This is a genomic window from Rhizobium sp. C4 (genome assembly GCF_021026315.1).
Taxonomy (GTDB): domain Bacteria; phylum Pseudomonadota; class Alphaproteobacteria; order Rhizobiales; family Rhizobiaceae; genus Ensifer_A.
On the sequence record NZ_JAJNCX010000006.1, the window covers coordinates 43,383 to 68,920 of the forward strand.

Genomic DNA, 25,538 nt, shown 5'->3' on the forward strand with positions numbered 1-25,538 from the left:
CATCCCCTACGCAAAAGATTGCGATACTCGTCCCATGATTCGATTCCTGCGGCAAACAAATGCCACAGATTCCCCTCAATCCGACCGAGGTTCTAAGCTTGATCAGACCTCATGTCCAGACGTGACAAGTATGGGATGGCACAATGTCGCGGGAAAAGGGGCGGCTTTGAGCTTTGTCAAGACTGTCGCCAATTCATTCGGCGGCGCGAGGACTTGGCAATTCGGCTTTGTCAGTTTCGGCACCACCCAGGAAGCCTCCCGACTGGCGCGACCACAACTGGGCATAGAGCCCGCCGCGGGCAATGAGCTCGCCATGGCTCCCCTCCTCCACGATCGCACCCTTGTCCACGACGACGAGCCGGTCGAGTGCGGCAATGGTCGACAGCCGGTGGGCAATCGCCAGCACCGTCTTGCCCTGCATGAGCCGCGTCAGGTTCTCCTGGATCGCGGCCTCCACCTCGGAATCGAGCGCCGAGGTCGCCTCGTCCAGGACGAGGATCGGCGCGTTCTTCAGCATGACGCGGGCAATGGCGATGCGCTGCCGCTGGCCGCCTGAGAGCTTGACGCCACGCTCGCCGACATGGGCGTCGAACCCCTCGCGTCCGCGCTGGTCCTTCAGCCCCTGGATGAACTGGTAGGCCTCGGCCTCTTCCGCTGCCGCCACCATCTCGGCCTCGGTCGCGTCCCAGCGCCCGATCATGATGTTGTCGCGGATGGAGCGATGGAGAAGCGCGGTGTCCTGCGTCACCATGCCGATCTTCGAACGGAGCGATTCCTGCGTGACGGCGGCAATGTCCTGCCCGCCGATGAGGATGCGCCCGCCCTCCAGATCGTAGAAGCGCAGCAGCAGATTGACGAGCGTCGTCTTGCCAGCGCCTGAGCGCCCTACAATGCCGACCTTCTCGCCCGGCCTGATGGCGAGCGAGAGGTTTTCGATCACGCCGCCGCCCTTGCCATAATGGAAGCGGATGGCCTCGAAGCGGATGTCCGGGTCCATCGCGGCAAGCTCGCCCGCATCCGGCCGGTCCAGCAGTGTGATCGGCTTCGACACGAGTTCCGCCGAATTCTGGATGGAGCCGAGATTGCGCATGATCGAGTTGAGCTGCGTCATCAGCCGCCCGAGCAGGAAGTTGAGCCTGAGCACCAGCCCCAGCGAGAAGGCAACGCCACCGGCCGAAATCTGCCCGGCCAGATAGAGATCGACGCAAAGCGCGCCGAAGGTCGAGATCATGATGCCCGACAGAAGCGCCAGCGACGAGCGGACGCCGGTGATGAACCGGGCAAAGCGGGTGACGGATTTCTGGAAGGTGTTGAAGCCCGAGAGGATGAAGGCGTCGTGATCCTCCGACCGGCCGAAGAGCTTGAGCGTCTGGATGTTGGAATAGGCATCCACCACCCGGCCGTTGAGCATCGAGCCGGCCTCGGCCGTGTCGCGCGAATGCACCCGGATGCGCGGCACGAAATAGCGCGCCAGAACCGTGAAGGCGGCAATCCAGATGGCAACGAGCGCCGCCAGCCGCCAGTCGAGCCGCGCCACCAACGCCATGGTCGAGACGGTGTAGATGACGACGAACCAGGCGACCTGCAGGATCGAGGTGACGAAATCGCCCGTCGCCTGCCCCGCTGCCCAGACCTTGGTGACGATGCGGCCGGAGAAGTCGTTCTGGAAGAAGGCCAGCGGCTGGCGCGCCACATGCAGATAGGCCTGCCAGCGCACCATGTTGAAGAAGCCGACCGTGATGGCCTGTTCCTCGACCAGCGCCCCGATGGCCGTCACGAGGAAGCGCACGACCAGCACGACGACGACCATGGCCGCCAGTTCGGTGCCATGCGCGGCGATCAACTCGCTCCAGCCGGCCCCCTTGGGAATGCCGGCGAAGATATCGACAAGCCGCCCGACAAACCAGAACAGCGCCGCCTCCAGCGCCCCGACCATGCCGCCCGTGATCATCATCAGCAGGAAAGCCCATTTCGCCTGGCGGACATAGAACCAGATGAAGCCCCAGACATTCTCCGGCGGCGTCAGATCATCCCGCCGGTCAAAGGGCGGTATCCAGGTCTCGAACAGTTCGAATATGCGCTTCAAGGATGGCTGCTTTCTCTTGGGTCTCGGGTCTCCGGATGAAACCCTACACGATTCCGCGTCGATGTTTGTCAGGATGAGACTAGCATTCTGCGGCACGGATGGGGCGTTACAATTTGGAGAGGTGGCCCCTCCATCCAATCCCCCTGCGGGGAGATTTGCGGCGAGCCACTTGCTCCTCCCTCATCCTGAGGTGCCGCCCGCAGGGCGGCCTCGAAGGATGCGCTTGTGGCACAGGGCCCTTCGAGGCCTGCGCCTTGCGCAGGCACCTCAGGGTGAGGTTCCACGGGTGGGCACGTCGAAATCCCCGGAAAAAACCTTCCCCGAGTTCCGCTCCGGTTTTGTCGCCTTCGTCCCTGTCTCTGGACATCAGCTTCCGGAGAGCCACGCTGACGCGCCGCCCTGATTGGTAGTTTAAAAATACGGCGGAGCGCCAGCGCGACCCGTCGAGATCTGCAAGGCAGGGCCTCATCCGACCCTGATCCTCAAACGCGGGCCGCCTCGCTAAGCCGTCTGCGGAGGCAGACGGGTTCTTTGGCGCAGCCAAGCCGCCGAGCCATTCGCGGCCCATCGGGGGAGTCGTTTCGATAGACGTGTCAGGTCCATCGCCGCCCGCGTCCCCTGATGACATCCTCCGCACGTTACGAAGAACGCCATCAGGCTCTCCTCCCGCCTGAACCAGTCGTCGCTGGTCCATCCGGTGGCGGGAGAGCTACAGAATAGCGTGAAGGTTGGAGAGTGGGGAAATTGTGGGATGACGTCCGGTCCTCGCCCCTTGTGGGAGAGGAAGGAAAATCAGCATCTTAGCTTTAGCTAAGTGCTAGATTTTCCAGGTGAGGGGTTTCGATTTATCCTCGGCATATGCCGCAGTTCACCCCTCACCAAGCTCGCCAAGCCAATCGCCTGCGGCTCTTGGGGCGGCTATCCTCTTCCACAGGGGGGAGAGGACGGGCGGCACCGTCACGCAGCCCTACTCCGCAGCCTGATCGACGTCTGCCTCATCGGCCAGGAACCCACCCGACTGCCGGGCCCAGAGGCTGGCATAGAGCCCGCCCTGCGTCAGCAGTTCGCCATGCGAGCCGGTCTCGGCAATGGCGCCCTGTTCGAGCACCACGAGGCGGTCCATTTCGGTCAGCGTCGAGAGGCGGTGGGCGATCGCGATCACCGTCTTGCCCTGCATGAGGGCGAAGAGGTTTTCCTGGATCGCGGCTTCCACTTCCGAGTCGAGCGCCGAGGTCGCCTCGTCGAGGATGAGCACGGGCGCATCCTTGAGGAAGACGCGGGCAATCGCGATGCGCTGGCGCTGGCCGCCGGAGAGCTTGACGCCGCGCTCGCCGACCTGCGCCTCGAGGCCCCGCCTGCCCTTCTGGTCCTCCAGCGTCTCGATGAAGTCCCAGGCGTTGGCACGCCTGGCCGCCGCGATGATCTCCTCGTCGCTGGCATCCGGCCGGCCATAGGCGATGTTGTCGCGAATGGAGCGGTGCAGCAGCGAGGTATCCTGGGTGACGACGCCGATCTGCGAGCGCAGCGAATCCTGCGTCAACGTGGCGATATCCGCCCCGTCGAGCGTGATGCGCCCCGCCTCCAGATCGTAGAAGCGCAGGAGCAGGTTCATCAGCGTCGTCTTGCCGGCACCGGAGCGACCGACGAGACCGATCTTCTCGCCCGGCTGGATGGCCAGGTCGAGATGTTCGATGACGCCCTTGTTCTTGCCGTAATGGAAGCGGGCACCCTCGAAGCGAATCTCGCCCTTCGACGCGGAGACGGCCCTGGCCCCCTCCCCGTCGGTGACATCCACCTTCTTCGACAGCATCGCCATGCCGTCATAGACCGTGCCGACATTCTCGAACAGCGCCGAGACTTCCCACATGATCCATTGCGACATGCCGTTGATGCGCATGGTGAGCGACATGGAGACGGCGAGCGCGCCGATCGCCACTTCGCCCGACTGCCAGAACCAGAGGCCCAGACCGCCGACGAGGAAGAGCGCCACCGCGTTGTTGAAGTAAACGAGCGAATGATAGAGCGTCACATAACGCATCTGCCCGTGCACCGTGTCGAGGAAGACCTGCATGCCTTCCTTGGCATAGGCTTCTTCCCGGCCTGCATGCGAGAACAGCTTCACGGTCGAAATGTTCGTGTAGCTGTCGACGATGCGGCCCGTCATCATCGAACGCGCGTCGGCCTGCGCCTCGGAAATCTTCCGGAGCTTCGGGATGAAGTAGACGAGCAGGCCGATATAGACGCAGAGCCAGAACACCAGCGGCATCGCAAGCCGCCAGTCGGCGGCCGCAACCACCGCCAGCATCGCGATGAAATAGACGACGACGTAGACCAGAACGTCGAGCACCTTCATCATCACTTCGCGCACGGCCAGCGAGGTCTGCATGACCTTGGTCGAGACCCGGCCGGCAAACTCGTTGGCGAAGAAGGACACGGTCTGGCGCAGCAGGTAGCGATGCATCTGCCAGCGCGCGATCATCGGGTAATTGCCGAGCAGGACCTGGTGCATGATCATCGACTGGGCAAGCACGATCAGCGGCAGGCCGATGAGCACGAAGAAGCCCATGAAGGCGAGCTTCACGCCCTCGTCCTTCAGGAAGGTCTCGCGGTTTGCCTGCGTCAGCCAGTCGACGATATTGCCGAGGAAGCTGAACAGCATGACTTCGCCGACCGAGATCATCGCGGTCAGCACGGCCATCAGCACGAGCCAGCCGATGACGCCTTTCGAATAATGCAGGCAGAAGGCCAGGAAGCGCGCCGGCGGCGTTTCCGGAACCTCCGGCGGGAACGGATTGATGCGTTTTTCAAACCAGCCGAACATGGCGGTTCTCTCCTAATGAGGCCCGCTTGAGATGCGGGCGAATGAATGAAACAGGGAATCCGGACGATGACAGGTCAGGTTCGGCACGAAGATCCGAACGTGAGTTTCCGCAACTGGACTGGAAATTCAAAAACCCGTCAGGACAGCCGGAGATCGGCCCAGATATGCACAAGGAGGCGAATGCGCCAGACCGGAATGTGATCCATCAATGCCTCCTCTTTACGGGTTGAAAGTGGGGACGAACATAACCGCGTTCAACCCGCTTGACCACCCCGAAAGATGAATAGGCAGCATTGCTGACAATCTGTGGCAGCATCGCCACAGATCCACGACAAGGCCACATAATCATTTGTATTCAAGGCCATGACCGGCCTATTGGAATCAGGTTCCGAAGACGTTGAATCAGAATACGAAGAAGAGCAGCCCATGCCCGACCTGAAAATCGCCCTCTACCAGCCCGACATTCCGGGCAATACCGGCACGATCCTGCGCTTTGCCGCCTGCATGGGAATGACGGTCGACATCATCGAGCCGGCCGGCTTCGTGCTCTCCGACAAGAACCTCAAGCGGGCCGGCATGGACTATATCGCCTCGGTGACGATGACGCGGCACATCAACTTCGACGCCTTCGAGACATGGCGAAAGGCAAGCGGCCGCCGCGTCGTGCTGGCCAGCACCAAGGCCGCCTCCTCCTATGTCGATTTTGCATTCAGGCCGGATGACATTCTACTCTTCGGAAGGGAAAGCGCCGGCGTGCCGGATCATGTCTACGAAGGGGCGGATGCGCGCATCCTCATCCCCATGGCGGCAGGACAGCGCTCGATCAATGTCGCGCTTTCGGCGGCGATGATTGCGGGGGAAGCGTTGAGGCAGACGGGCGGGTTTGCACCCACCCTGCCCTGATTACCTAAACAGCGCGAAGGAATTGGCGCCCTGCTGGTTGGCGATGGAAAGGCCGATCATGCTGAACTGGGCGGCGGCCTTGGCAGCTGCCATGTTGGCGGCGACCTTCGTCATGTTGGCGTCGACCAGCTTGCCGGTCGAGATGTCGAGCGTGTCCTGCAGGCGCTGCATGACGGCGGACGTGCCCTGCAGATGGCCGGAGACGGAGCCGAGTTCGGAGGCACCGGCCCACATCTTGTTGAGCATGCCGCCGACCGCCGAAATCATGCCATTGATCTCGTCGTCGCTGGTCGCGTTGGTCAGCGCGATCTCGCTGCCACCGGCGGGCGTCGAGGAGCCCACGTCGAGCAGGTGAAAATTGTAACTGCCGCCGCCCTTGTTCGTGACGGCATAATCCCTGGTCAGCAGGCCGTCTGCGGCATTGCCGCTGGAGGCGAGATTGACCTTCGACGTGTCGAAGTCGAGGCCATGGACCATCGTCACACCATCCTTGTTCGTGGAAATGGAGGCGACGAGCGACGTCGTGGCAGGTTTCGCCGGACCGCTGGAAAGCCAGTTCTGGCCCGAAAAGCCGGCCGACTTCATGACGGTGCCGAGCTGTTCCTTGAGCTGGGTGATTTCGGAGTTCAGCGCGCTCTTGTCGGCGCCCTTGGCCTTGGCCATGATCAGCTTGGTCTGGATGTCCTGGACGAGTTCGGTTGCCTTGTTCATTCCAAGGCTTGCGGCATCGGCCGTGGCTGCACCCAGTTCGGAGGCATCGGCCGCCGCAGTCATCGACATGCCGGTCGATTTCATCGCCTTGGAGATCGACCAGTAGGCAGCATTGTCCGAGGCCTGATCGACCTTGCGGCCGCTTGCCATGACACGCTGCTGGTCTTCCAGCGCCTGCGTCGATCCGGTCAGCAGCGCCAGAGCGCCCGCTGCACTGCCATTATATGAGACCCCGGCCATCGCCGTCTCCCGTTTCTGCGGACCGCTGCCCGGTGCCCCTGCATGAGGCCCGCTCGCGATGTCCGACAACAGGGCCTGCGACCTTCGCGCACCCCTTCGACCATCACATTAACAGGCACATGTTGACATCGCGTTTCCCCGATCTGTTGGAATTGAATGAATCTAGGGACCCGGAACGGGTTGTTCCAAGGCGATCTTCCGGTCTAAGATGGTCGTGCTTCGCGGAGCCTCAAGCGCCCGCGTCCGCCAGGTTCCCATCATCCGATACGCTTTCGGAGCAGTCCCGCCGCGATCCGCGTCGACGCTCCCATCACGCCTTCAGTGAGTGCCGCAATGTCTGAAGTCCGCCCCGATGCCACGCCCGAGCCGACCGCGCTCATGGTCTGGCTTGCCGCCATCGGTTCCGGCGTGCTGGTTGCCACCATCTACTATGCCCAGCCGCTGATCGACCCGATCAGCCGCGACATCGGCCTGTCGCGGCAGGCTGCAGGCCTGATCGTCACCGCCATGCAGATCGGCTACGGCCTCGGCCTTGCCCTCATCGTGCCGCTCGCCGACCGCTATGAGAACCGCATGATGGTCACGACAAGTCTCGTGGTGACTGCGATGGCCCTCGCGGCGATCGCGTTTTCCGGCAACGAGGCCGCATTCCTCACCTCGGCTGTCATTGCCGGGGCCGCCTGCGTCGGTGCGCAGGTCCTCATCCCGATGATTGCCGGCATGGCCTCGACGGCGCGGCGCGGCCGCGTCATCGGCACGGTCATGGCGGGGCTCGTCACCGGCATCATGCTCGCCCGCCCCTTCTCCAGCTTTCTCGCCAGCGTCGTCGGCTGGCGCGGTGTCTTCCTCACCGCCGCCGGCATGACGCTGCTGATCGGCCTGCTTCTTCGCGCCCTCCTCCCCATCCGCCAGCCGGCGCTGAAGGAGAGCTATCTGAAGACGCTCCGCTCGACGGCGGCAACCGTCATGCGCTACGGCGTGCTTCGCCGCCGCATGGCCTATCAGATGTCGCTCTTCGGCATGTTCACCGCCTTCTGGACGACCGTTCCGCTGATGCTCGCCGACCGCTTCGGCTACGACCAGCAGGAGATCGCCCTGTTTGCGCTTGCCGGTGCAGGCGGCGCGCTCGCAGCCCCGCTGGCCGGGCGCATTGCCGACCGCGGCCTGTCGCGCGCGGCGACGATCGCCGCTGGCCTGGGCGCTGCCATCCTCCTCGCGCTCACCGACTACTTCGTCCATGCCGGCGCGATCGTTGCGCTCGCACTCTCCGCGGCGCTTTTCGACGCCTGCGTCCAGTCCAACCAGGTGATCAGCCAGCGGCTCATCTATGCGCTTTCCGAAGAAGAGCGCGGCCGGATCAACTCGGCCTATATCAGCGCCATCTTTGTGGCCGGGTCGATCACCTCGGCGCTCGGGCCGGTGCTCTATGCGCATTTCGGCTGGCCGGCGATTGCCGTGGTGGGCTTCCTGCTGACGCTGCCGATCGCGCTCGCGGAACTCGCCAACGGACCCTTGCCCGCCAAGGCAGGCACGACGCCATGACAGGACCCGCGCGGATCGTCATTCTCGGTGCAGGCTCGATCGGCTGCCATGTCGGCCTGACCTGGCTTGCTGCCGGCCTCGACATCCGCTTCATCGGCCGCCCCACTCTGGTCGGCGCCGTCGCCGAAGAGGGAGCCTGTGTCGAGGGCGACGGAAGGACGCGGCTGTTCGACCCGAAGGAACTCGCCTTCTCCGAAACGCCCGAGGCGCTATCGGATGCCGATATCGTGGCGCTCTGCGTCAAGACGACCGACGATGGTCAGGCCGCCGCCGACATCGCTCACCACGCCCGGCCGGGCACCGTGATCCTCTCGCTGCAGAACGGCGTCGGCAATGCCGCCCGCCTGCAGGCGCTCATGCCGGGCATGACGGTCGTCGAGGGCATGGTGCCCTATAACGTCATCCGTCCCAACCCGACCCATGTCCGCAAGACCAGCGCCGGCAACATCATCGCGGGACGGAACCCGGTGCTCGAGGCAGCGCTTGCGCCGCTCGCCGGCACGGCCTCGCCGGTCGACTTCGTGGATGACATGCAGGCGGTGAAATGGAGCAAGCTGCTCCTCAATCTCAACAATCCGCTCAACGCGCTGTCAGGCCTGACGCTCTACGACGAACTTTCCGATCGCGGCTGGCGACGGCTTCTGGCCATGCTGCAGGACGAATGCCTGGAAGTGATGAGCGCCGAAGACATCGAGCCGGCCAAGCTGGGGCCCCTGCCGCCGGCTCTCATTCCCTATTTCCTGTCGACGCCGGACTGGTTCTTCAACCGCACCGGCCTGAAGCTGCAGAAGATCGGGCGCGACGCCCGCTCCTCCATGGCCGACGATTTTGCCGCCGGGCGTCGGACCGAAATCGATTTCCTCAACGGCACGGTGGCCGAACACGGGCGCCGCCACGGCGTCCCCTGCCCGGCCAACGAGACCATGGTCGAGCTGGTGAAACAGGCCGAATGCGGTGGATGCAAGACCTGGACGGCCGGCGAGATCGCCGACCTGATCAATCGGCGGATGGCAGGCGGCGCATCGTGAACTCGATTGCGCCATCGGGAAGCTGACGCCAGCTCTCGACCTCGGTCCAGTAGGCAGCCTTCGGGAAATTGTCGAACCATTCCCGCGCCTTGGCGCGCGCGTCTTCACGCGGCAAAAGAAATGTCTCGCGGACGAAACGACCTTCGCCCGCGCCGGCCCTGTCACGCCGGCTTTCTGCAATCTTTCGCCTCAGCCCGTTCATGGGAGGAGGCCCGGGAATCCGCGCCATGCTGCCTCGCCTTACAGAAACTGCAATATTTGACCTCAAGATGGGCAATTCCCGGGGGAGAGTCAATTCGCGGGCTGGATGTGGGCTCCTCCTGCTGTTAGATGGTTCAACGCTCGAAGGGCAGAGCGCAAGACGTTGATCGGAATCGGAATATCCGGATGCAGAGACCGAGCTTACCGAAGGGCCTTCCGCCCGATATCGAGGCCAGGAAGGGCGCGGCTCGCCAGTGGTTCGAAAGCCTGCGCGACCAGATCTGCCAATCCTTCGAGGCTCTGGAAGACAGGCTGACCGGCCCGCTCTCCGATCGCGAGCCCGGCCGCTTCACGGCCAAGGACTGGCATCGCGACGAGGGCCGCGGCGGCGGTGGCCGCATGTCGATGATGACGGGCCGCGTCTTTGAAAAGGTCGGCGTCCATACGTCCACCGTGCACGGCGAATTCTCTCCCGAGTTTCGGTCGACCATTCCCGGCGCCGAGGAAGACCCGCGATTCTGGGCGTCGGGCATTTCGCTGATCGCCCATCCCGTGAACCCCAATGTGCCGACCGTGCACATGAACACCCGCATGGTGGTCACCACGTCGAACTGGTTCGGCGGCGGCGCGGACCTGACGCCGGTGCTCGACCGCCGGCGCACGCAGTATGATCCCGACACCAAGCTCTTCCACCGCGCCATGGAACTCGCCTGCCGCCACAACGAGGCAGTCGCGGACTATGAGAAGTTCAAGGCCTGGTGCGACGACTATTTCTATCTGAAGCACCGCAACGAGCCGCGCGGCATCGGCGGCATCTTCTATGACTGGCTGCATTCGCCGGAAGACAAGGGCGGCTGGGAAGCCGACTTCGCCTTCACCCGCGATGTGGGGCGCACCTTTGCCATGGTCTATCCGAAGATCGTCGAGTCGAATTTCAACTCGCCCTGGACAGACCAGGACCGCGAGGAACAGCTGGTCCGCCGCGGCCGCTATGTCGAGTTCAACCTGCTCTACGATCGCGGCACGATCTTCGGCCTGAAGACCGGCGGCAATGTCGAGTCGATTCTTTCCTCGCTGCCGCCCATGGTGCGCTGGCCCTGATCTTTTCTGCCTGAACCGTCTCGATCGTTTCCCGGTTTGGAGGGAGCGGCAGAAGCATCAGGCGGCGAACTGAATGCGCAACGCGCCTGCCTGGACGAGAAAGGCAGAGGACGCGGTCACCATCCCTCGCCGCGCCATCGGGCACATACGCCAAGCTTATGCCTGACGATCATCCCGAATATCATTTTGGGTCACTTTTCGGGACCACCTTTGAGATGACTTCGGCACGCGCATCAGCGCGCAAGACTGTAGGTCCGGATAAAACTCATAAACATTTTCAATCGCTTAAGACAATATTCCGAAGCCGCGACGCGGAAGAGATGACCTATAACTATTTTCTGTGAGTTTCGTCGCTGCAGCCATGCCGTTAGCCGTTTGTTTAAGCCTCTCCTTATAATTTGAAGGCTTGGAGACAGGCCATGAATTTAGTCAGCGTACCAACTGTTACCCTCTGCATCATCATCGTCATGCTGACTATCGGCATGGCGATGGCCGCGATATGGCGCCATGATCGCAAGGAAATCGCCGCCGGTTTCTGGTCGCTGAGCTTCATTGTGGGTGGCGCGTCAGGCCTGATGGCCGCCGTGATGACTGCGGCTTCTGGCGGCGGCATTGTCGCTGCCACATTCTTCAATGCCCTGTCCTATGCCCTCTCCTGGTCCGGCTATCGCGCCTTCGGCAAGCGCAAGGTCTATCCGAGCTTCATCATCGCCCTGCCGACAGCCATCCTGTTCATCCATCTGATGTTCCCGGCATTGCGTGAGAATGCAAATAACGCAATTGTCCTTCAGTCCGTTTTCGTCACTGTCATGAGCATTGCCAATGCCTATGCGATCTATTTCGGCAAAGGCAACTCGGAACTGTCATTGACCAAGCTTCTGGCAGGCTTCTTTGTCCTGCACGCTCTGTTCCACGGTGTGAACATGATCGTGACCTGGACCGATCCCTCGCCGATCGTCGGTGGCCGCATCATCTCGCCCTGGTTCAAGGTCTTCATTCTGGAAGCCTTCTTCAACGTCATCGTGATCGCGACCAGTTCACTGCTGCTGATCAAGGAACGCTCCGAGCAGCGCCACCGCATCGCCTCCGAGACCGACATGCTGACCGGCGTCGCCAACCGCCGCGCCTTCGTCCAGCGCACCGAGATCGCCCTGAAAACCGCCAAGGAAGAGGCCGCTCTTGCTGTCGTCGACCTCGATCACTTCAAGTCGATCAACGACCAGTTCGGCCACCAGGCCGGCGACCGGGCGCTGGTGGAATTTGCCCGCACGGTGAAGAACTGCCTGCCGAAGGACGTGCTTTTCGGCCGCATCGGTGGTGAGGAATTCGCTGTCTTCATTCCCGAGACCCCCGAGCGCAGCGCCTTCGCGCTCCTGGAAGACGTGCGTGGCGCTGTAGAAACCGCGCAGATTCAAAGCCAGGGCCGGCCGCTCAAGCTGACCGTCAGCGTAGGCTGTGCGACGATTGCCAAGGCAGGCGTCAACTTCGACAATCTGGTCGCTGCCGCCGACTGCGCCCTCTATGCCGCCAAGGAAGAAGGCCGCAACCGCGTTGCCATGTTCAGCCCCTCCATGCGGCTCCTGAAGGTTCTGGACCAGGACGGCGAAAAGCGCATCGGGCTCGCCGAACAACGCGTCAGCCGACGCGTCACCCGCATTCACAACGCGGTCAAGTCGGGATCATAACAGGGCATCGAGCCTGGCAAGAAGCTCCCGCTTGCCGTCATTGAAATCGCCACTCACCCATTCCTCTTCCAGCTTCGCCAGAAGTTCCCCGACGCGCGGACCGGGCGACATGCCCTTGGCAAGCACATCCGCACCCGACAACGGGAAGACGGGCTTCGTCCAGGCCTCGGCCTCGCCGAGCAGGCCGCTCAGCCGGGCGACCTCCGCCATGAATGCCGTATCGCCCTCGGCCTTCGCCCGCACGATGGAAAGCTGCAGCTTCAGCCGCACGATCACACCGCCCTTGCCGGAGCGATAGAGCATCCGGCGAAATGCAGTCGCGGCAATCTTCTCCGGAATTTTCGGCGAAGACGCCCAATCGGCAAAGGACGCCGCCTCCTGCTTCGACATCCGCAGCCGCTCGGCCATGGCCGCAAGCCGCTCGACATCCGGAGGCACCATGGCAGCAAGGCGAAGCAGCGGATCGGACCTCCAGCCAAAGGCACGCTCGGCTGCAATCAGCCCCGGCACTTCATCAATGCCCCATTTCTCGGTCTCGGGAAGAATGAGCGTCAGAATGCCCGTCGTGCGCATCCAAAGCAGCGCCCGGCCGGGATCGTCGGCGGAGAGAAGCTTCTTCATCTCAGACCAGACACGCTCGGCCGAAAGCTGCTTCAGCCCGTCCTTCTCGCGCGCCATGGCGCGCAGAGCCGCCGCATCCGGCCGGCCGGAACCGTAGAAGGCAAAGAAGCGGAAATAGCGCAGGATGCGCAGGTAATCCTCGCGAATGCGCGTCTCGGCATCGCCGATGAAACGCACCGTGCGCGTCTCGATATCGGCAAGGCCTTCGACCAGATCGATGACCTCGCCTGTTGCATCCGCATAAAGCCCGTTGATTGTCAGATCCCGCCGGCTGGCATCCTCCTGCCAGTCGTCGGTGAAGGCGACTTCGGCGCGGCGACCGTCGGTCGTGACGTCACGGCGCAGCGTCGTCACCTCGAAGGGCCGGCGGTCGATGACCAGCGTCACCGTGCCGTGATCGATCCCGGTCGGGATGGCCTTGATGCCGGAGGCCTTTGCTCGCGCCATCACCTCGTCGGGCTTCAGCGTGGTGGCAAGGTCGACATCGGCAATGGCAATGCCCATCAGGCTGTTGCGCACCGCGCCGCCGGCAATCCGCCCTTCCCCGCCATCGGCGTTGAGGAGCGCCATGGCCCGTTTCAGGTCCGGTGCGTTGAACCAGGCCTCGTTTGCGACATTCACCATGCGTAGAGCCTTTCCCAGGCAGTGTGCAGGATGCCGGCAGTGACACCCCAGATATTCCAGTCTTGATAAGGCATGCGATAGAAGAAGCGCTCGCCGCCCTCCCAGGTGCGGCTGTCGAGAATGTGGTTCTCGCCATTCATCAGGAAGGAGAGCGGCACTTCGAAAACGTGATCGACCTCATCCGGGTTGATCTTGAGCTCGAACCCCGGCCTCACCACCGCCATGACCGGCGTGATCGAAAAGCCCGTGAAGGTCTTGTAGTCCGGCAGCCGCGCGATGGTCTCGACGAAATCCGGCTTCAGCCCGATTTCCTCCTCCGCCTCGCGCAGTGCCGCAGCTTCCGCCGACACATCCTCCGGATCGATGCCGCCGCCCGGAAAGGCGACCTGGCCTGAATGCTTGCGCAATTTCGAGGTTCGCTGCGTCAGGATCATCCGCGCATCCGGCCCGTCATCGATGACCGGCACCAGCACGGCCGCATCGCGCAGCTTCAATTGCTGCAACTGATCCGCAAAGCCGGGATTCATCAGGATGTCGTGGTGATCGGCCCAATCGAGCCCTTCCGGCGCGCCGACCTGCCGCAACGCCCGGCGACGAAATTCCCCAGCCGAATAAAGGCTCATTGCGAGAGCCTTTCCAGCTCATCCGCCGGCATCACGGGGAAGACCACCCCGCCGGAGCGGAGCGCAAACATTTCCCGGCCCGCAATCTCGACGACCTCGCCAAGCTCGACCAGATCATACATGACAGCGCGCGACACCAGCGCTTCCAGCCGGCCGCGTATATGGAGATAGGGCTTCAGCTCGCCGCGTTCGCCGGCAATCTCGAAGCGCAATGTGTGCTCGGGCCCCGCCTCGGCAATGTCGCCGACATTGGTGCGGAAGGTGAGCACCTGTTCGCCGTCACGCTCCGTCCGCGTCATTTCGACGGCGAGAAACGGTGCGTCCTCGACCCGGATGCCGACCTTTTCCACAGGCGTGACGAGATAGGTCTTCCCGTCCTCGTCACGGCGCAGCACGGTCGAGAAGAGCCGCACCAGCGCCTCGCGCCCGATCGGCGTTCCCATGTAGAACCAAGTGCCGTCGGCGCGGATTTCCATGTCGATATCGCCGCAAAACGGCGGATTCCAGCGATCCACGGGCGGAAGTCCTCGTGCCGGGTCCGCTGCCCGCGAGATCATCGCCGCCAGCCCCGCCGCATCGCCTGCCTTTTCCAGCCTGTCGTCCGCCATTCTTTGGTCCCGGTTTACCTTCAGAAGTCAAATAGTCACTCCGCCCGCGCTTGTCAGCCCGCCATCGCGCTATAAGTTAGGGTGAAACGACCGGAAGACCGCCGCGTTCCGATTCGACAGGATCGATACGACACGGCGACCCAGACCTTGAGGAGACGCCGCATGACGGCCATGACGACGACTGACCGCATGGGTGAGCCCATGGACGAGGCCGCAATGGTGGCTGCCGCCGAAAGCGCGCTTGCCGATATTGCCGCCATCCGGCAGGAAGTCGCCAAGGTCATCTTCGGTCAGGAGGCCGTGGTCGAGCAGACGCTGCTGGCCGTGCTCTCCGGTGGTCACGCGCTTCTCGTCGGCGTGCCGGGGCTGGCCAAGACCAAGCTCGTCACCACGCTCGGCTCGGTTCTGGGACTTGATGCCGCCCGCGTGCAGTTCACGCCGGACCTGATGCCGGCCGATATTCTCGGCTCCGAAGTGATGGATCAGGACGAGGCTGGCCGCCGCTCCTTCCGCTTCATTCAAGGCCCGATCTTCACCCAGCTTCTGATGGCCGATGAGATCAACCGCGCCTCGCCGCGCACCCAGTCGGCGCTGTTGCAGGCCATGCAGGAATATCACGTCTCGGTCGCCGGCAAGCGGCTCGACCTGCCGCGCCCCTTCCATGTGCTCGCCACGCAAAACCCGCTGGAGCAGGAAGGCACCTATCCGCTGCCCGAAGCCCAGCTCGACCGCTTCCTGATGCAGGTCGATGTCCCCTATCCGGAACTCGCCGCCGAACGGCAGATCCTGCTGGAAACCACCGGCGTTGCCGAGCGCAGCGCCGGGCGCATCATCGACGCAAACCGCCTTGCCGAAATCCAGCAGCTGATCCGCAAGATGCCGGTCGGCGAAACGGTGGTCGAGGCGATCCTGGCGCTGGTGCGCTCCGCCCGCCCCGGCCATGGCAACGAGTTGACCGACCGCAACGTGTCCTGGGGTCCTGGGCCCCGCGCCGGCCAGTCGCTCATGCTGGCGACCCGCGCCCGCGCGCTTTACGAAGGCCGGCTTGCGCCCTCGGTGGATGACGTCCACGCCATTGCCGAAGCCGTGCTCCAGCACCGCATGGCGCTGACATTTGCAGCGCGCGCCGAAGGCATGACGGTGAAGTCGGTGATCGCCGGCATCATCGGCGGCCTGAAGTAAAGGAAAGGGAATGGCGCCAATCGGCCAGTCAGTCGAGCGAACGGGCGGATCGGAGATCCTCGCCCGCGCGAAGGCGCGCGCCGCCCTCGTGCCCGATTGCCTTGTCGAGGCCCGCCGCATCGCCAACACCGTGAGTGCCGGCTGGCATGGCCGCAGACGCCGCGGCATTGGCGAGAATTTCTGGCAGTTCCGCCCCTATTCGCCGGGCGAAGACATGGCCCGCATCGACTGGCGCCGCTCGGCCCGCGACGACCATACTTACGTGCGCGACAAGGAATGGCAGGCCGCCCACACCGTCTGGCTCTGGGCCGACCTCTCCGCCTCCATGATGTACCGGTCGAAGCTGGGTCAGGTGTCGAAGGAAAGCCGCGCGCTCGTCCTCATGCTGGCGCTTGCCGAAATCCTCGCCCGCTCCGGCGAACGCATCGGCTCGCCGGGCCTGATGGAGCCGATTGCCGCCCGCAACGCCGCCGAACGGCTGGCCGCAGCGCTCGCCTATGCCGACAATGTCACCGGGCTTCCCGATACATCCATGATCCGGGGATCGAGCGAGATCGTGCTGATCGGCGACTTCCTCGACCCGCTTGAGGCGATCATGGCGCGCATTGCACCGCTCTCCAGCCGTGGCCTGCGCGGAACGCTGATCATGGTGGCCGATCCGGCCGAAGCCGACTTCCCCTATGCCGGCCGCACCGAATTCACCGACCCGGAAACCGGCGAGAAATTCACCGCCGGCCGCGCCGAAGTGCTGGCCGAGGACTATCGACGCGCCTATGCGGCAAGCCGTGATGCGCTGGGCGCGGAACTGCGCCGTATCGGCTGGTCGCTGATCCGCCATTCGACCGACCGCCCGGCCTCCGAAGCACTGGTCGCCGCCCATATCACTCTCTCCGGCCAGGGGAGCGCGCGCTGATGGGGGCTCTCACCTTCGCCAATCCGGTCCTGCTGGTGGCGCTCGCAGCACTCCCCGCCATCTGGTGGCTGCTGCGCGTCACGCCGCCGCGCCCGGTGCGCGAGATCTTCCCGCCGCTGGCCATCCTCACCCGCATTGGCCGGCGCGAGGAAACCCCGGCCAAGAGCCCGTGGTGGCTGACCGCACTGCGCATGGCGCTCGCCGCGCTGATCATCCTGGCGCTTTCGGGCCCCGTGCTCGACCCGCATCGCAATACGCTGTCGAAGGCCGGACCGCTGGCGCTCGTCATCGACAACGACTGGGCCGCCGCCCCCGACTGGGCGGACCGCATGGCAACGGCCGAGTCCCTCATCGAGCAGGCGACCCGCAACGATGTGCCCGTGTCGCTGACGCTGACGGCCGAACCGGTCAATGACGCCGTGCCGACCTCGCCGGAGGCGGCCCTGACGCGCCTAAAGGCTGCCGGCCCACGCCCGCTGGAGGCCGACCGCAAGACCGCCTTCTCAAGCCTCGCGACGGCACTGGAAAACAGGGCACCGGGAACGATCGCCTTCATCTCCAGCGGCGTCGCTGCCGCAAGGGATGGCAATTTCGTCAGCCTCGCCGCCGCCCTGAAGCCCGGCGAGACCCGGCTCTACACATCGCGAAACGGCATCGTCGCGCTCACCGAGGTGAGGAACGACGTCGACCGCACGAAGGTCACGGTCACGCGCCCGCAGGCGACGGGTCCGGCCACCTATGTGCTCGACGCGATGGACGAAAAGGGCCGCGTGCTGATGAAGGGCACCGCCGAGTTCAAGGACGGCGAAAAGGTCGCGACCGGCACGATCGACGCCCCCATCGAGCTTCGCAACGATTTCGCCCGCGTCGCGATCTCCGACAGCCGCCATGCCGGCGGCACCTATCTGCTCGACAACGGCTTCAAGCGCCGCCGCGTCGGACTGCTGAGCGGCGACGCGCGCTTCCTGTCGCAGCCGCTACTGTCGCCGCTCTATTACATCAAGCGCGCGCTTGCCCCCTATGCCGACATTGCCGAGCCCGGTGAGGCCGATCTTTCCAAGGCGATCACCGACCTCATCGCCGAGAAGCCCTCGATCATCATTCTGGCCGATATAGGCAAGCTGCCGGAAGCGACCTATCCGCAGATCCTCGACTGGATCAAGCTGGGGGGAACGCTGGTGCGCTTTGCAGGTCCCCGACTGGCCGCAACCCCGGCCGGCGATCCGCTGGTGCCGGTGGAACTGCGCGAGGGCGAACGCTCGCTCGGCGGCGCGCTGTCGTGGAGCGAGCCGCAGCCGCTCGCGCCCTTCCCTGCCAACAGCCCCTTCGCCGGCCTGCCGAAACCGGATGGCGTGACCGTCTCGCGGCAGGTTCTCGCCAATCCCTCGCCGACACTGGCCGAGCATACATGGGCAAGCCTTGCCGACGGTACGCCGCTCGTCACGGCAAAGAAGCTTGAGGCCGGCCATATCGTGCTCTTCCACACCAGCGCCGACACCAGCTGGTCGGATCTGTCGCTCTCCGGCAGCTTCGTCGAAATGCTCCGCCGCATCACCCAGCTTTCCCGCGCCTTTGGTGGCACCGCCGCCGACAAGACCGAGACGCTCGCACCCTTCCGCCTGCTGAGCGCCGAGGGCATCCTGACGGCGGAGATGAACAGCGCCAAGCCGCTGACCGTCACGGCCGGCAAGACGCCGCTGCCCGGCTTCGAAAACCCGCCGGGTCTGTACGGCTCGGAGGAAGGCTTCCTCGCGCTCAACCTTTTCCGGCCGGGCGTGGAGCTCGCAGCGCTGAATTTCGCCCCGCAGGGACTGGCTGTCACCGCCACACGGCTCGCCGACGCCGGAACGACCGAGTTGCGGCCGGCCATCCTGCTCACCGCCTTCCTGCTGCTTGTGGCAGACAGCATCGCCGTCTTCATCCTCGGCGGGGCCTTTTCCGGCCTCGTCAACCGCCGCCGCGCCAGCGCCTCGGCAGCCATCGTTCTGGCGCTCGGCGCAGGCCTCGCGCTGATGCCGCATGAGACCCGCGCGGCCGACGACACCAGGCCCGGCGACCAGAAGATCGTCGCAGCACTCGACACGACGCATCTCGCCTATGTCCGCACCGGCGAAGAGGACGTCGATCGCATCTCGCAGGCCGGCCTCATGGGCCTTTCGGATTTCATCCGTTACCGCACCTCGCTCGAACCCGGCGATCCGGTCGGCATCGACATCGCCCGCGACGAACTGGCCTTCTATCCGATCATCTACTGGCCGGTGACGGCGACCGCGCCCATGCCCTCGCCCGAGGCGATCAACCGCATCGACGCCTATATGCGCGCCGGCGGCACCGTGCTTTTCGACACCCGCGACCAGGACACGAACCTCGAAGGCTCGGCCGCAAGCCCCAATACCGAGCGGTTGCAGGCGATCCTCGGCAGCCTCGACATTCCGCCGCTGGAGCCCGTGCCGCACGCGCACGTTCTGACGAAATCCTTCTATCTCCTGCAGAATTTCCCCGGCCGCTATGCCGGAAGCCCGCTCTGGATCGAGGCGTCGGGCGACGCCAAGCGCGATGCGGCGCGGCCCGTGCAGAGCGCCGACGGCGTTTCGCCAATCCTCATCACCGGCAACGACTTTGCCGGCGCCTGGGCAGCCGATCGCTCCGGCAATCCGCTGCTGCCAACCGTGCCGCCGGATGAACGCCAGCGCGAAATGGCCTTCCGCGCCGGCGTCAACATCGTCATGTACATGCTGACCGGCAATTACAAAGCCGACCAGGTGCATATTCCAGCGCTTCTCGAACGGCTGGGGCAGTGAGATGATCACCTTTGCCCCCTTCTTTCCCCTCTGGGTGCTGATTGCCGTCGGCATCGTCGCAGTGCTGCTGGCCGGCTTCGGCCTCGTCCGCCGCATGCGCGGCGCGTGGCTGCGGGCGCTGGCACTGGCGCTACTGGTGCTTGCGCTGGTCAATCCGTCCTTTGTCTCGGAAAACCGCGAGCCGCTGTCGACCATCGTCGCCGTTGTGGTCGACCGCAGCCAGAGCCAGCTGATCCCGGAACGCGTCGCCCAGACGGACGCGGCCCTCAAGGAGCTGACCGGCCGCCTTGCCAAGCTTCCCGGCATCGAGCCGCGCATTGTCGAGGTTCACGATGACGGCCAGGAGGAATCGCCCTCCACCAAGGCCTTTGCCGCGCTGAACGAGGCGCTGTCCGACGTATCGCCCGGCCGCATCGGCGGCGCTGTCTTCATCACCGACGGGCAGATCCATGACATTCCCGAGGCCGGCAAGCTGCCCGGCTTCAATGCGCCGGTCCATGCGCTGATCACCGGCCGGCCGAACGAGTTCGACCGCCGTATCGAGGTCGTGCGCGCCCCGCGCTTCAGCCTCGTCAATGCCCAGCAGGAGCTGACCTTCCGCGTGATCGACGACGGGACGCCGATCGCATCGCCGGCAAGCGTCACCATCCGCATCAACGGCGAAGAGGTTGGCGCGCTGCAGGCCGAGCCGGGCCGCGACACGCGCTTCGAATTCAAGCTCACCCGCGCCGGCACGAATGTCGTCGATTTCGAAGTGGCCCCCGTGCCGGGCGAGCTGACGACCGCGAACAACCATGCCGTCCAGCTGATTGACGGCATCCGGCAGAAGCTGCGCGTGCTGCTCGTCTCCGGCGAACCGCATGCCGGCGAGCGCGCCTGGCGCAACCTCTTGAAATCCGACGCGCTGGTCGATCTCGTCCACTTCACCATTCTGCGTCCGCCGGAAAAGCAGGATGGCACGCCGATCAACGAACTGTCGCTGATCGCCTTTCCGACGCGCGAGCTCTTCGTCGACAAGATCAAGGAATTCGATCTGATCGTCTTCGACCGCTACCAGAACCGCGGCGTGCTGCCGATCCTCTACTACGACAACATCACCGAATATGTGAAAAAGGGTGGCGCGCTGCTGATCGCGGCGGGGCCGGAATATGCGAGTCCGAATTCGATCGCCGATACCCCGCTCTCCGAGGTCCTGCCGGCCCTGCCGACGGGCGAGCTGAACGAGAAGGGCTTTTACCCGCGCCTGACCGATATCGGCAAGAAACACCCGGTGACCCGTGGGCTTGAGGGCTCCGAAAGCGAGCCGCCGAAATGGGGCCGCTGGTTCCGCACGGTCGGCGTTTCCGACGTGCAGGGCAGCGCCGTGATGAAGGGCGCCAATGACGATCCGCTTCTGGTGCTGAACCGCGCCGGCGAAGGCCGCATCGCCATGCTGCTGTCCGACGAAGGCTGGCTCTGGTCGCGCGGCTTCGAGGGCGGCGGCCCGCATGCCTCGCTCTATCGCCGCATCGCCTATTGGCTGATGAAGGAACCGGCGCTGGAAGAAGAGGCGCTGACCGCCCGCGCCGCCGGCCGCAATCTCGAAATCACCCGCCAGACAATCGGCAATGCGCCGGGCGAAGCCACCATCACCTACCCCTCCGGCAAGACCGAGACGGTGACCCTGACCGCCTCCGAACCGGGCCTCTACAAGGCCTCCGTTGCGGTCGGCGAAACGGGCCTCTTCAAGGTGAAGAACGGCGAGCTTTCCGCACTTGCCCATGTCGGCGCCGTCGATGCGCCCGAGTTCAAGTCGGAAGTCTCGACCACGGCGACGCTTGCCCCGATGGCGCAGGCTACGCATGGCGTCGTTGCCCGCCTTGCCAACGCCGACGGCAGTGCCGAGCCGCTGCCGCAGATGCTGACCGTGCACGGCAATGTGCAGATCGAAGGCAATGAGCGCATGGCCTTCCGGCTGACCGGCGAATCCGTGCTCAAGGGCATCGACACGCTGCCGCTCTTCAACGGCCTGATCGGCCTCGTCGCCCTGCTCTTCGCAGCCTCCGCCATGTGGTGGCGCGAGGGCAGGTAGATCCCTGTCGCCTACAGCGCCGGACTGCCGATCCGCGATTCCACCTCGCGCCACAGCGCCTCGACGATCTTCGGATCGACGCCGCGCGAGGGGACGAGGACGAATTCGACCGCCTCAAGCGCCGGCAACTGCGGCACCTCGACCTCCACCAGACCCGCCGGCGCCATGGCGACAGGCTGCACCAGCACGCCCATCCCGGCTGCTGCTGCCGCCGTCAGGCCGCTGAGACTGTTGCAGGTGCAGACGATCCGCCAGGCAAAGCCCGCGCGTTGCAGCGCCTCGATGGCGACGCGCCGGGTGATGCTCGGCTGGGGATAGGTAATCAGCGGAATGGCGCTGCCGCTTTCGAGTTGGAGATGCCGGTCGCGTCCGAGCCAGGTCAGCGGCTCGCGTTGCAGGAAGCGCCCCCTCGCCTCGTCCTTCAACCGCTTGGCAAGCACCAGATCGAGATCGCCCTTGGCCTGCGCCTCATAGAGCACGCCGCTCAGGTCCACCGTCAGTTCCAGATCGACCAGCGGGTGCTGGCGGATGAAGCTTTCGAGCACCGCCGTCAGCCGCGAGGTGACGAAATCCTCCGAAATGCCGAGCCGCAGCCGGCCGCGCAGCCGCGTCTGGTTGAAGAGTGCGGAGACCTTGCCGTCGATATCCAGCAACTCGCGCGCATGGCTGATCAGCGCCTCGCCATCCGGCGTGAGGCGCACCGCATGCGTCGTCCGCCAGATCAGCTTGCGGCCCAGATGCTCCTCAAGCCGCTGAATATGCTGGCTGACCGTCGACTGGCTCAGGCCCAGCCGCGTCGCCGCACCGGTGAAACTGCCGGCCTGCTGGAGCGCCACGAAGGTCGCGACATGATGGAGATTGAGCATTTATTGCAAAACCCGATAACTGTTAGCGTTTTCATTATGATCCGTGAAGACTTAGACTGCAAGCATTGCACTCCCCGGATTTGACACGATGAAACGCTTCCTGCCCGATACCTTCACCATCCTCCTGGTCCTCACCGTCCTCTTCGCCTCGCAGGTGCCGATCTACGGCCAGCCGGCCGAATGGTTCTCGACGGCGACGAAGATCGCCATTGCCGCACTCTTCTTCCTGCATGGCGCGCGCCTGTCGCGGGATGTGGTGATTGCCGGCCTGCTGCACTGGCGGCTGCATCTGATGATCGTGCTGGTCACCTTCGGCCTCTTCCCGCTGGTGGGCTTTGGTCTCAGCTTCGCGCTCAAGGGCTTCCTGTCGCCGACGCTCTTCATCGGCGTGCTTTATCTCTGCACCCTGCCCTCGACCGTCCAGTCCTCGATTGCCTTCACCTCCATGGCAGGCGGCAACGTGCCAGCGGCGATCTGCGCCGCCTCCGCCTCCAACATTTTCGGCATGTTCCTGACGCCGTTGCTCTGCGGCCTGATCCTCTCGGCCGGCGGCCATGGTGGCGTGTCGCTGGATGCGATGCTGCAGATCTTCACGCAGCTTCTGCTCCCCTTCATCGCCGGCCAGCTGCTCCAGCCGTGGATCGGCAACTGGGTCCGCGCCCACAAGAAAATCCTGATGCCGATCGATCGCGGCTCGATCCTCATGGTCGTCTATGGCGCCTTCAGCGAGGCGATGATCGAGGGCATCTGGCACAATTTCGACCTCACCGATATCGGCCTGATCATCCTCATCGACGCCGCCCTGCTGGCCGTCATGCTGACGATCACCATGTTCGGCAGCCGCAAGCTCGGTTTCTCGCGCGAGGACGAGATTGCCATCACCTTCTGTGGATCAAAGAAAAGCCTGGCCTCCGGCGTGCCGATGGCCAATGCCATCTTCGCCGGCCAGGCGGTCGGCGCCATCGTTCTGCCGATCATGATCTTCCACCAGATCCAGCTGATGACCTGCGCAGTCTTGGCGCAGCGCTATGCGGCCAAGGCCCCGAAGGACCCGGAAGCCGCACCCGTCGCCGCCGCCTGATCAGTCAGCCCGCCAGTGGATGTCGCCCCGGATCAGATCGTGGGCGCCTTCCATCAGCGGCACAACGAGAATCCGGCCCGGATCGGTGGGGCCGGGAAACTGGAGCGCGTTGTAGGCGACCTTCTCGAAGCCGAGCGGCATGTAATAGGGCGGATCGCCAACCAGGATCACGCCCTCGGACCCCTTGCGCCGCGCCGCATCGACAGCGATGCGCACGAGCTCCCGCCCGATGCCGATATTCTTGTGCGAGGGTCTGACGGCCAGCGGCCCGAGAAGATGCCCCTTCAGCTGCCCGGCCATGACAGGCGTCATCCGGACGGAGGCAATCACCTCGCCATTGTCGATCGCAACGAAGGAGAGCGAGCGGTCATGCGGCCCCTGCTCGCGGATCCGCTGCGACGACTTGGTGTAGCGTCCGGGACCAAAGGCTTCGCCATTGATGAATTCAATGACGTTATCGTGCGTTGCATCTTCGGTGAGATACAGGAAGTCGTGCTTTTTCATGGGGTGAAATCAACCGCAACTGGACAGGCATGGAAAATCGGTCGCGCCTCTTCGGCACGTCAAAATCGATCTTCAGCGTCGTCGCGGGTTTCTTCCGAACATGGTTTGCTTCCTGTTGTGGAAAATGCGGATAGCAGGAAATTTTCAAAACGCAAACCGAAAAACACACTGTTCATCGATTTCACGGTACTCCTGTCACGCGTCGGAGACTATGTTTACGGGAAGCATCGTAAAGAGCAGGTGCTGTAAGTTTTTGCCTGAGCATCGGATTTGCCCGAAACCGGTCCCCACTTTTCGGTCCGATGCTCCAAAGGAGAACACCCATGGGCATGCTGATCGAAGGCGTCTGGCACGATGTCTGGTACGACACGAAGGAAACGCGCGGCCATTTCAAGCGGCAGGAATCGCGCTTCCGCAACTACGTGACCGCCGACGGCAGCGCCGGTCCCACGGGTGAAGCCGGCTTCAAGGCCGAGGCCGGGCGCTATCATCTCTATGTCTCGCTTGCCTGCCCCTGGGCGCATCGCACGCTGATCTTCCGCAAGCTGAAGAAGCTGGAAGACCTCATCAGCGTCTCCATCGTCGACCCCTACATGCTGGAAAACGGCTGGGAATTCAAAGACCGCAACGGCGGCACCAAGGACGACCTCTTCGGCTCGGATTACCTGTGGCAGGTCTATACCCGCGCCGACCCGACCTATTCCGGCCGCGTCACGGTGCCGGTTCTCTGGGACAGAGAGAAGAACACGATCGTCTCCAACGAAAGTGCCGAAATCATCCGCATGTTCAATTCCGCCTTCAACGAACTGACCGGCTCGACGGAGGATTTCTATCCGCAGGACCTCCGCGCCGAGATCGATACGCTGAACGCGGAAATCTACGACAAGGTCAATAACGGCGTCTACAAATGCGGCTTCGCGACCACGCAGGACGCCTATGAGAGCCATATCGGCCCGCTCTTCGACATGCTGGACACACTGGAAGCACGTCTCTCCGAGGGCCGCTACCTCTTCGGCGACCGGATGACGGAGGCCGACTGGCGTCTCTTCACCACGCTGATCCGCTTCGACCCGGTCTATGTCGGCCACTTCAAATGCAACATTCGACGCATTGCCGACTACCCGAACCTTTCGGCCTATCTGAAGGACCTCTACCAGACCTCAGGCGTCGCCGAGACGGTGGATTTCTACCACATCAAGCACCACTATTACGGCAGCCACCGCATGATCAACCCGACCGGCATCGTGCCAAGCGGCCCGGTGCTGGATCTGTAGAGCCCACACGGGCGGGGATGAAATCCGGCTCAAATCCGGCATTGGAGTTTTC

The 25,538-nt window shown here is 63.9% G+C and carries 20 protein-coding genes; 11 read left to right on the forward strand and 9 right to left on the reverse strand.

Annotated elements, in window-relative coordinates:
- Nucleotides 1–193 precede the first annotated feature (193 nt).
- Together LQK84_RS12220 and LQK84_RS12225 are read right to left on the reverse strand one after the other, a co-directional pair.
- Nucleotides 194–2,086, reverse strand: a complete 1,893-nt coding sequence (locus tag LQK84_RS12220; protein ID WP_230829006.1) for an ABC transporter ATP-binding protein — start codon at nt 2,084–2,086, stop codon at nt 194–196.
- Between the two features lie 967 nt (nt 2,087–3,053).
- A complete protein-coding gene (locus tag LQK84_RS12225) occupies nt 3,054–4,907 on the reverse strand; it encodes an ABC transporter ATP-binding protein (protein ID WP_230829007.1) in 1,854 nt (617 codons plus the stop codon).
- Nucleotides 4,908–5,333: 426 nt separating this feature from the next.
- Here LQK84_RS12225 and LQK84_RS12230 point away from each other — a divergent pair, with 426 nt between their 5' ends.
- Nucleotides 5,334–5,810, forward strand: coding sequence for a tRNA (cytidine(34)-2'-O)-methyltransferase (locus LQK84_RS12230; RefSeq protein WP_230829008.1), 477 nt, complete (start codon nt 5,334–5,336; stop codon nt 5,808–5,810).
- Here the strand turns inward: LQK84_RS12230 and LQK84_RS12235 are convergent, their stop codons facing one another.
- Nucleotides 5,811–6,761 (reverse strand): flagellin N-terminal helical domain-containing protein, encoded by a 951-nt coding sequence (locus LQK84_RS12235; protein WP_230829009.1) that lies wholly within the window; start codon nt 6,759–6,761, stop codon nt 5,811–5,813.
- Nucleotides 6,762–7,094: 333 nt separating this feature from the next.
- Here LQK84_RS12235 and LQK84_RS12240 point away from each other — a divergent pair, with 333 nt between their 5' ends.
- Both LQK84_RS12240 and LQK84_RS12245 read left to right on the forward strand, forming a co-directional pair.
- A complete protein-coding gene (locus tag LQK84_RS12240) occupies nt 7,095–8,303 on the forward strand; it encodes an MFS transporter (protein WP_230829010.1) in 1,209 nt (402 codons plus the stop codon).
- Nucleotides 8,300–9,331 carry a 2-dehydropantoate 2-reductase gene (locus tag LQK84_RS12245; RefSeq protein ID WP_230829011.1) on the forward strand — a complete coding sequence of 344 codons (1,032 nt, stop codon included), beginning with the start codon at nt 8,300–8,302 and terminating at the stop codon, nt 9,329–9,331. Before LQK84_RS12240 ends, LQK84_RS12245 begins: the two co-directional genes overlap by 4 nt.
- Here the strand turns inward: LQK84_RS12245 and LQK84_RS12250 are convergent.
- Nucleotides 9,300–9,560, reverse strand: a complete 261-nt coding sequence (locus tag LQK84_RS12250; RefSeq protein ID WP_230829012.1) for a hypothetical protein — start codon at nt 9,558–9,560, stop codon at nt 9,300–9,302. The genes LQK84_RS12245 and LQK84_RS12250 overlap by 32 nt on opposite strands.
- Before the next feature lie 158 nt (nt 9,561–9,718).
- On the opposite strand from LQK84_RS12250, the gene hemF reads away from it, so the two are divergent.
- Complete coding sequence (hemF, locus tag LQK84_RS12255; protein WP_230829013.1) at nt 9,719–10,633, forward strand: oxygen-dependent coproporphyrinogen oxidase; 915 nt, start codon at nt 9,719–9,721, stop codon at nt 10,631–10,633.
- Nucleotides 10,634–11,052: 419 nt separating this feature from the next.
- Nucleotides 11,053–12,318, forward strand: a complete 1,266-nt coding sequence (locus LQK84_RS12260; RefSeq protein WP_230829014.1) for a GGDEF domain-containing protein — start codon at nt 11,053–11,055, stop codon at nt 12,316–12,318.
- On the opposite strand, the gene LQK84_RS12265 is transcribed toward LQK84_RS12260, so the two are convergent.
- The 3 genes from LQK84_RS12265 to LQK84_RS12275 are packed head-to-tail and all read right to left on the reverse strand — an operon-like array spanning nt 12,313 to nt 14,794.
- A complete protein-coding gene (locus LQK84_RS12265; protein ID WP_230829015.1) occupies nt 12,313–13,563 on the reverse strand; it encodes a CCA tRNA nucleotidyltransferase in 1,251 nt (416 codons plus the stop codon). The genes LQK84_RS12260 and LQK84_RS12265 overlap by 6 nt on opposite strands.
- Nucleotides 13,557–14,186, reverse strand: coding sequence for a CoA pyrophosphatase (locus LQK84_RS12270; protein WP_230829016.1), 630 nt, complete (start codon nt 14,184–14,186; stop codon nt 13,557–13,559). Before LQK84_RS12270 ends, LQK84_RS12265 begins: the two co-directional genes overlap by 7 nt.
- Nucleotides 14,183–14,794: a DUF1285 domain-containing protein gene (locus LQK84_RS12275; protein WP_230829017.1), complete on the reverse strand. Its 612-nt coding sequence runs from the start codon at nt 14,792–14,794 to the stop codon at nt 14,183–14,185. The genes LQK84_RS12270 and LQK84_RS12275 overlap by 4 nt, the downstream gene beginning before the upstream one ends.
- A gap of 162 nt (nt 14,795–14,956) precedes the next feature.
- On the opposite strand from LQK84_RS12275, the gene LQK84_RS12280 reads away from it, so the two are divergent.
- The 4 genes from LQK84_RS12280 to LQK84_RS12295 are packed head-to-tail and all read left to right on the forward strand — an operon-like array spanning nt 14,957 to nt 21,761.
- Nucleotides 14,957–15,976, forward strand: coding sequence for an AAA family ATPase (locus LQK84_RS12280; protein WP_442966953.1), 1,020 nt, complete (start codon nt 14,957–14,959; stop codon nt 15,974–15,976).
- A gap of 10 nt (nt 15,977–15,986) precedes the next feature.
- Nucleotides 15,987–16,889, forward strand: coding sequence for a DUF58 domain-containing protein (locus tag LQK84_RS12285; RefSeq protein ID WP_230829018.1), 903 nt, complete (start codon nt 15,987–15,989; stop codon nt 16,887–16,889).
- Nucleotides 16,889–19,690, forward strand: a complete 2,802-nt coding sequence (locus LQK84_RS12290; RefSeq protein WP_230829019.1) for a DUF4159 domain-containing protein — start codon at nt 16,889–16,891, stop codon at nt 19,688–19,690. Before LQK84_RS12285 ends, LQK84_RS12290 begins: the two co-directional genes overlap by 1 nt.
- Before the next feature lies 1 nt (nt 19,691).
- The gene (locus LQK84_RS12295) at nt 19,692–21,761 is read left to right on the forward strand and encodes a hypothetical protein (protein WP_230829020.1); all 2,070 of its coding nucleotides are present in this window, start codon (nt 19,692–19,694) and stop codon (nt 21,759–21,761) included.
- A gap of 11 nt (nt 21,762–21,772) precedes the next feature.
- Here LQK84_RS12295 and LQK84_RS12300 read toward each other — a convergent pair whose 3' ends face one another.
- On the reverse strand, nt 21,773–22,627 hold the full coding sequence (locus tag LQK84_RS12300; protein WP_230829021.1) for a LysR family transcriptional regulator: 855 nt from the start codon (nt 22,625–22,627) through the stop codon (nt 21,773–21,775).
- 88 nt (nt 22,628–22,715) lie between these two features.
- Here LQK84_RS12300 and LQK84_RS12305 point away from each other — a divergent pair, with 88 nt between their 5' ends.
- Nucleotides 22,716–23,708 carry a bile acid:sodium symporter family protein gene (locus LQK84_RS12305; RefSeq protein WP_230829022.1) on the forward strand — a complete coding sequence of 331 codons (993 nt, stop codon included), beginning with the start codon at nt 22,716–22,718 and terminating at the stop codon, nt 23,706–23,708.
- On the opposite strand, the gene LQK84_RS12310 is transcribed toward LQK84_RS12305, so the two are convergent.
- Nucleotides 23,709–24,212, reverse strand: coding sequence for a GNAT family N-acetyltransferase (locus LQK84_RS12310; RefSeq protein ID WP_230829023.1), 504 nt, complete (start codon nt 24,210–24,212; stop codon nt 23,709–23,711).
- A 323-nt stretch (nt 24,213–24,535) separates the two neighbouring features.
- Here LQK84_RS12310 and LQK84_RS12315 point away from each other — a divergent pair, with 323 nt between their 5' ends.
- Nucleotides 24,536–25,486, forward strand: coding sequence for a glutathione S-transferase family protein (locus tag LQK84_RS12315; RefSeq protein ID WP_230829024.1), 951 nt, complete (start codon nt 24,536–24,538; stop codon nt 25,484–25,486).
- Nucleotides 25,487–25,538: the final 52 nt, after the last annotated feature.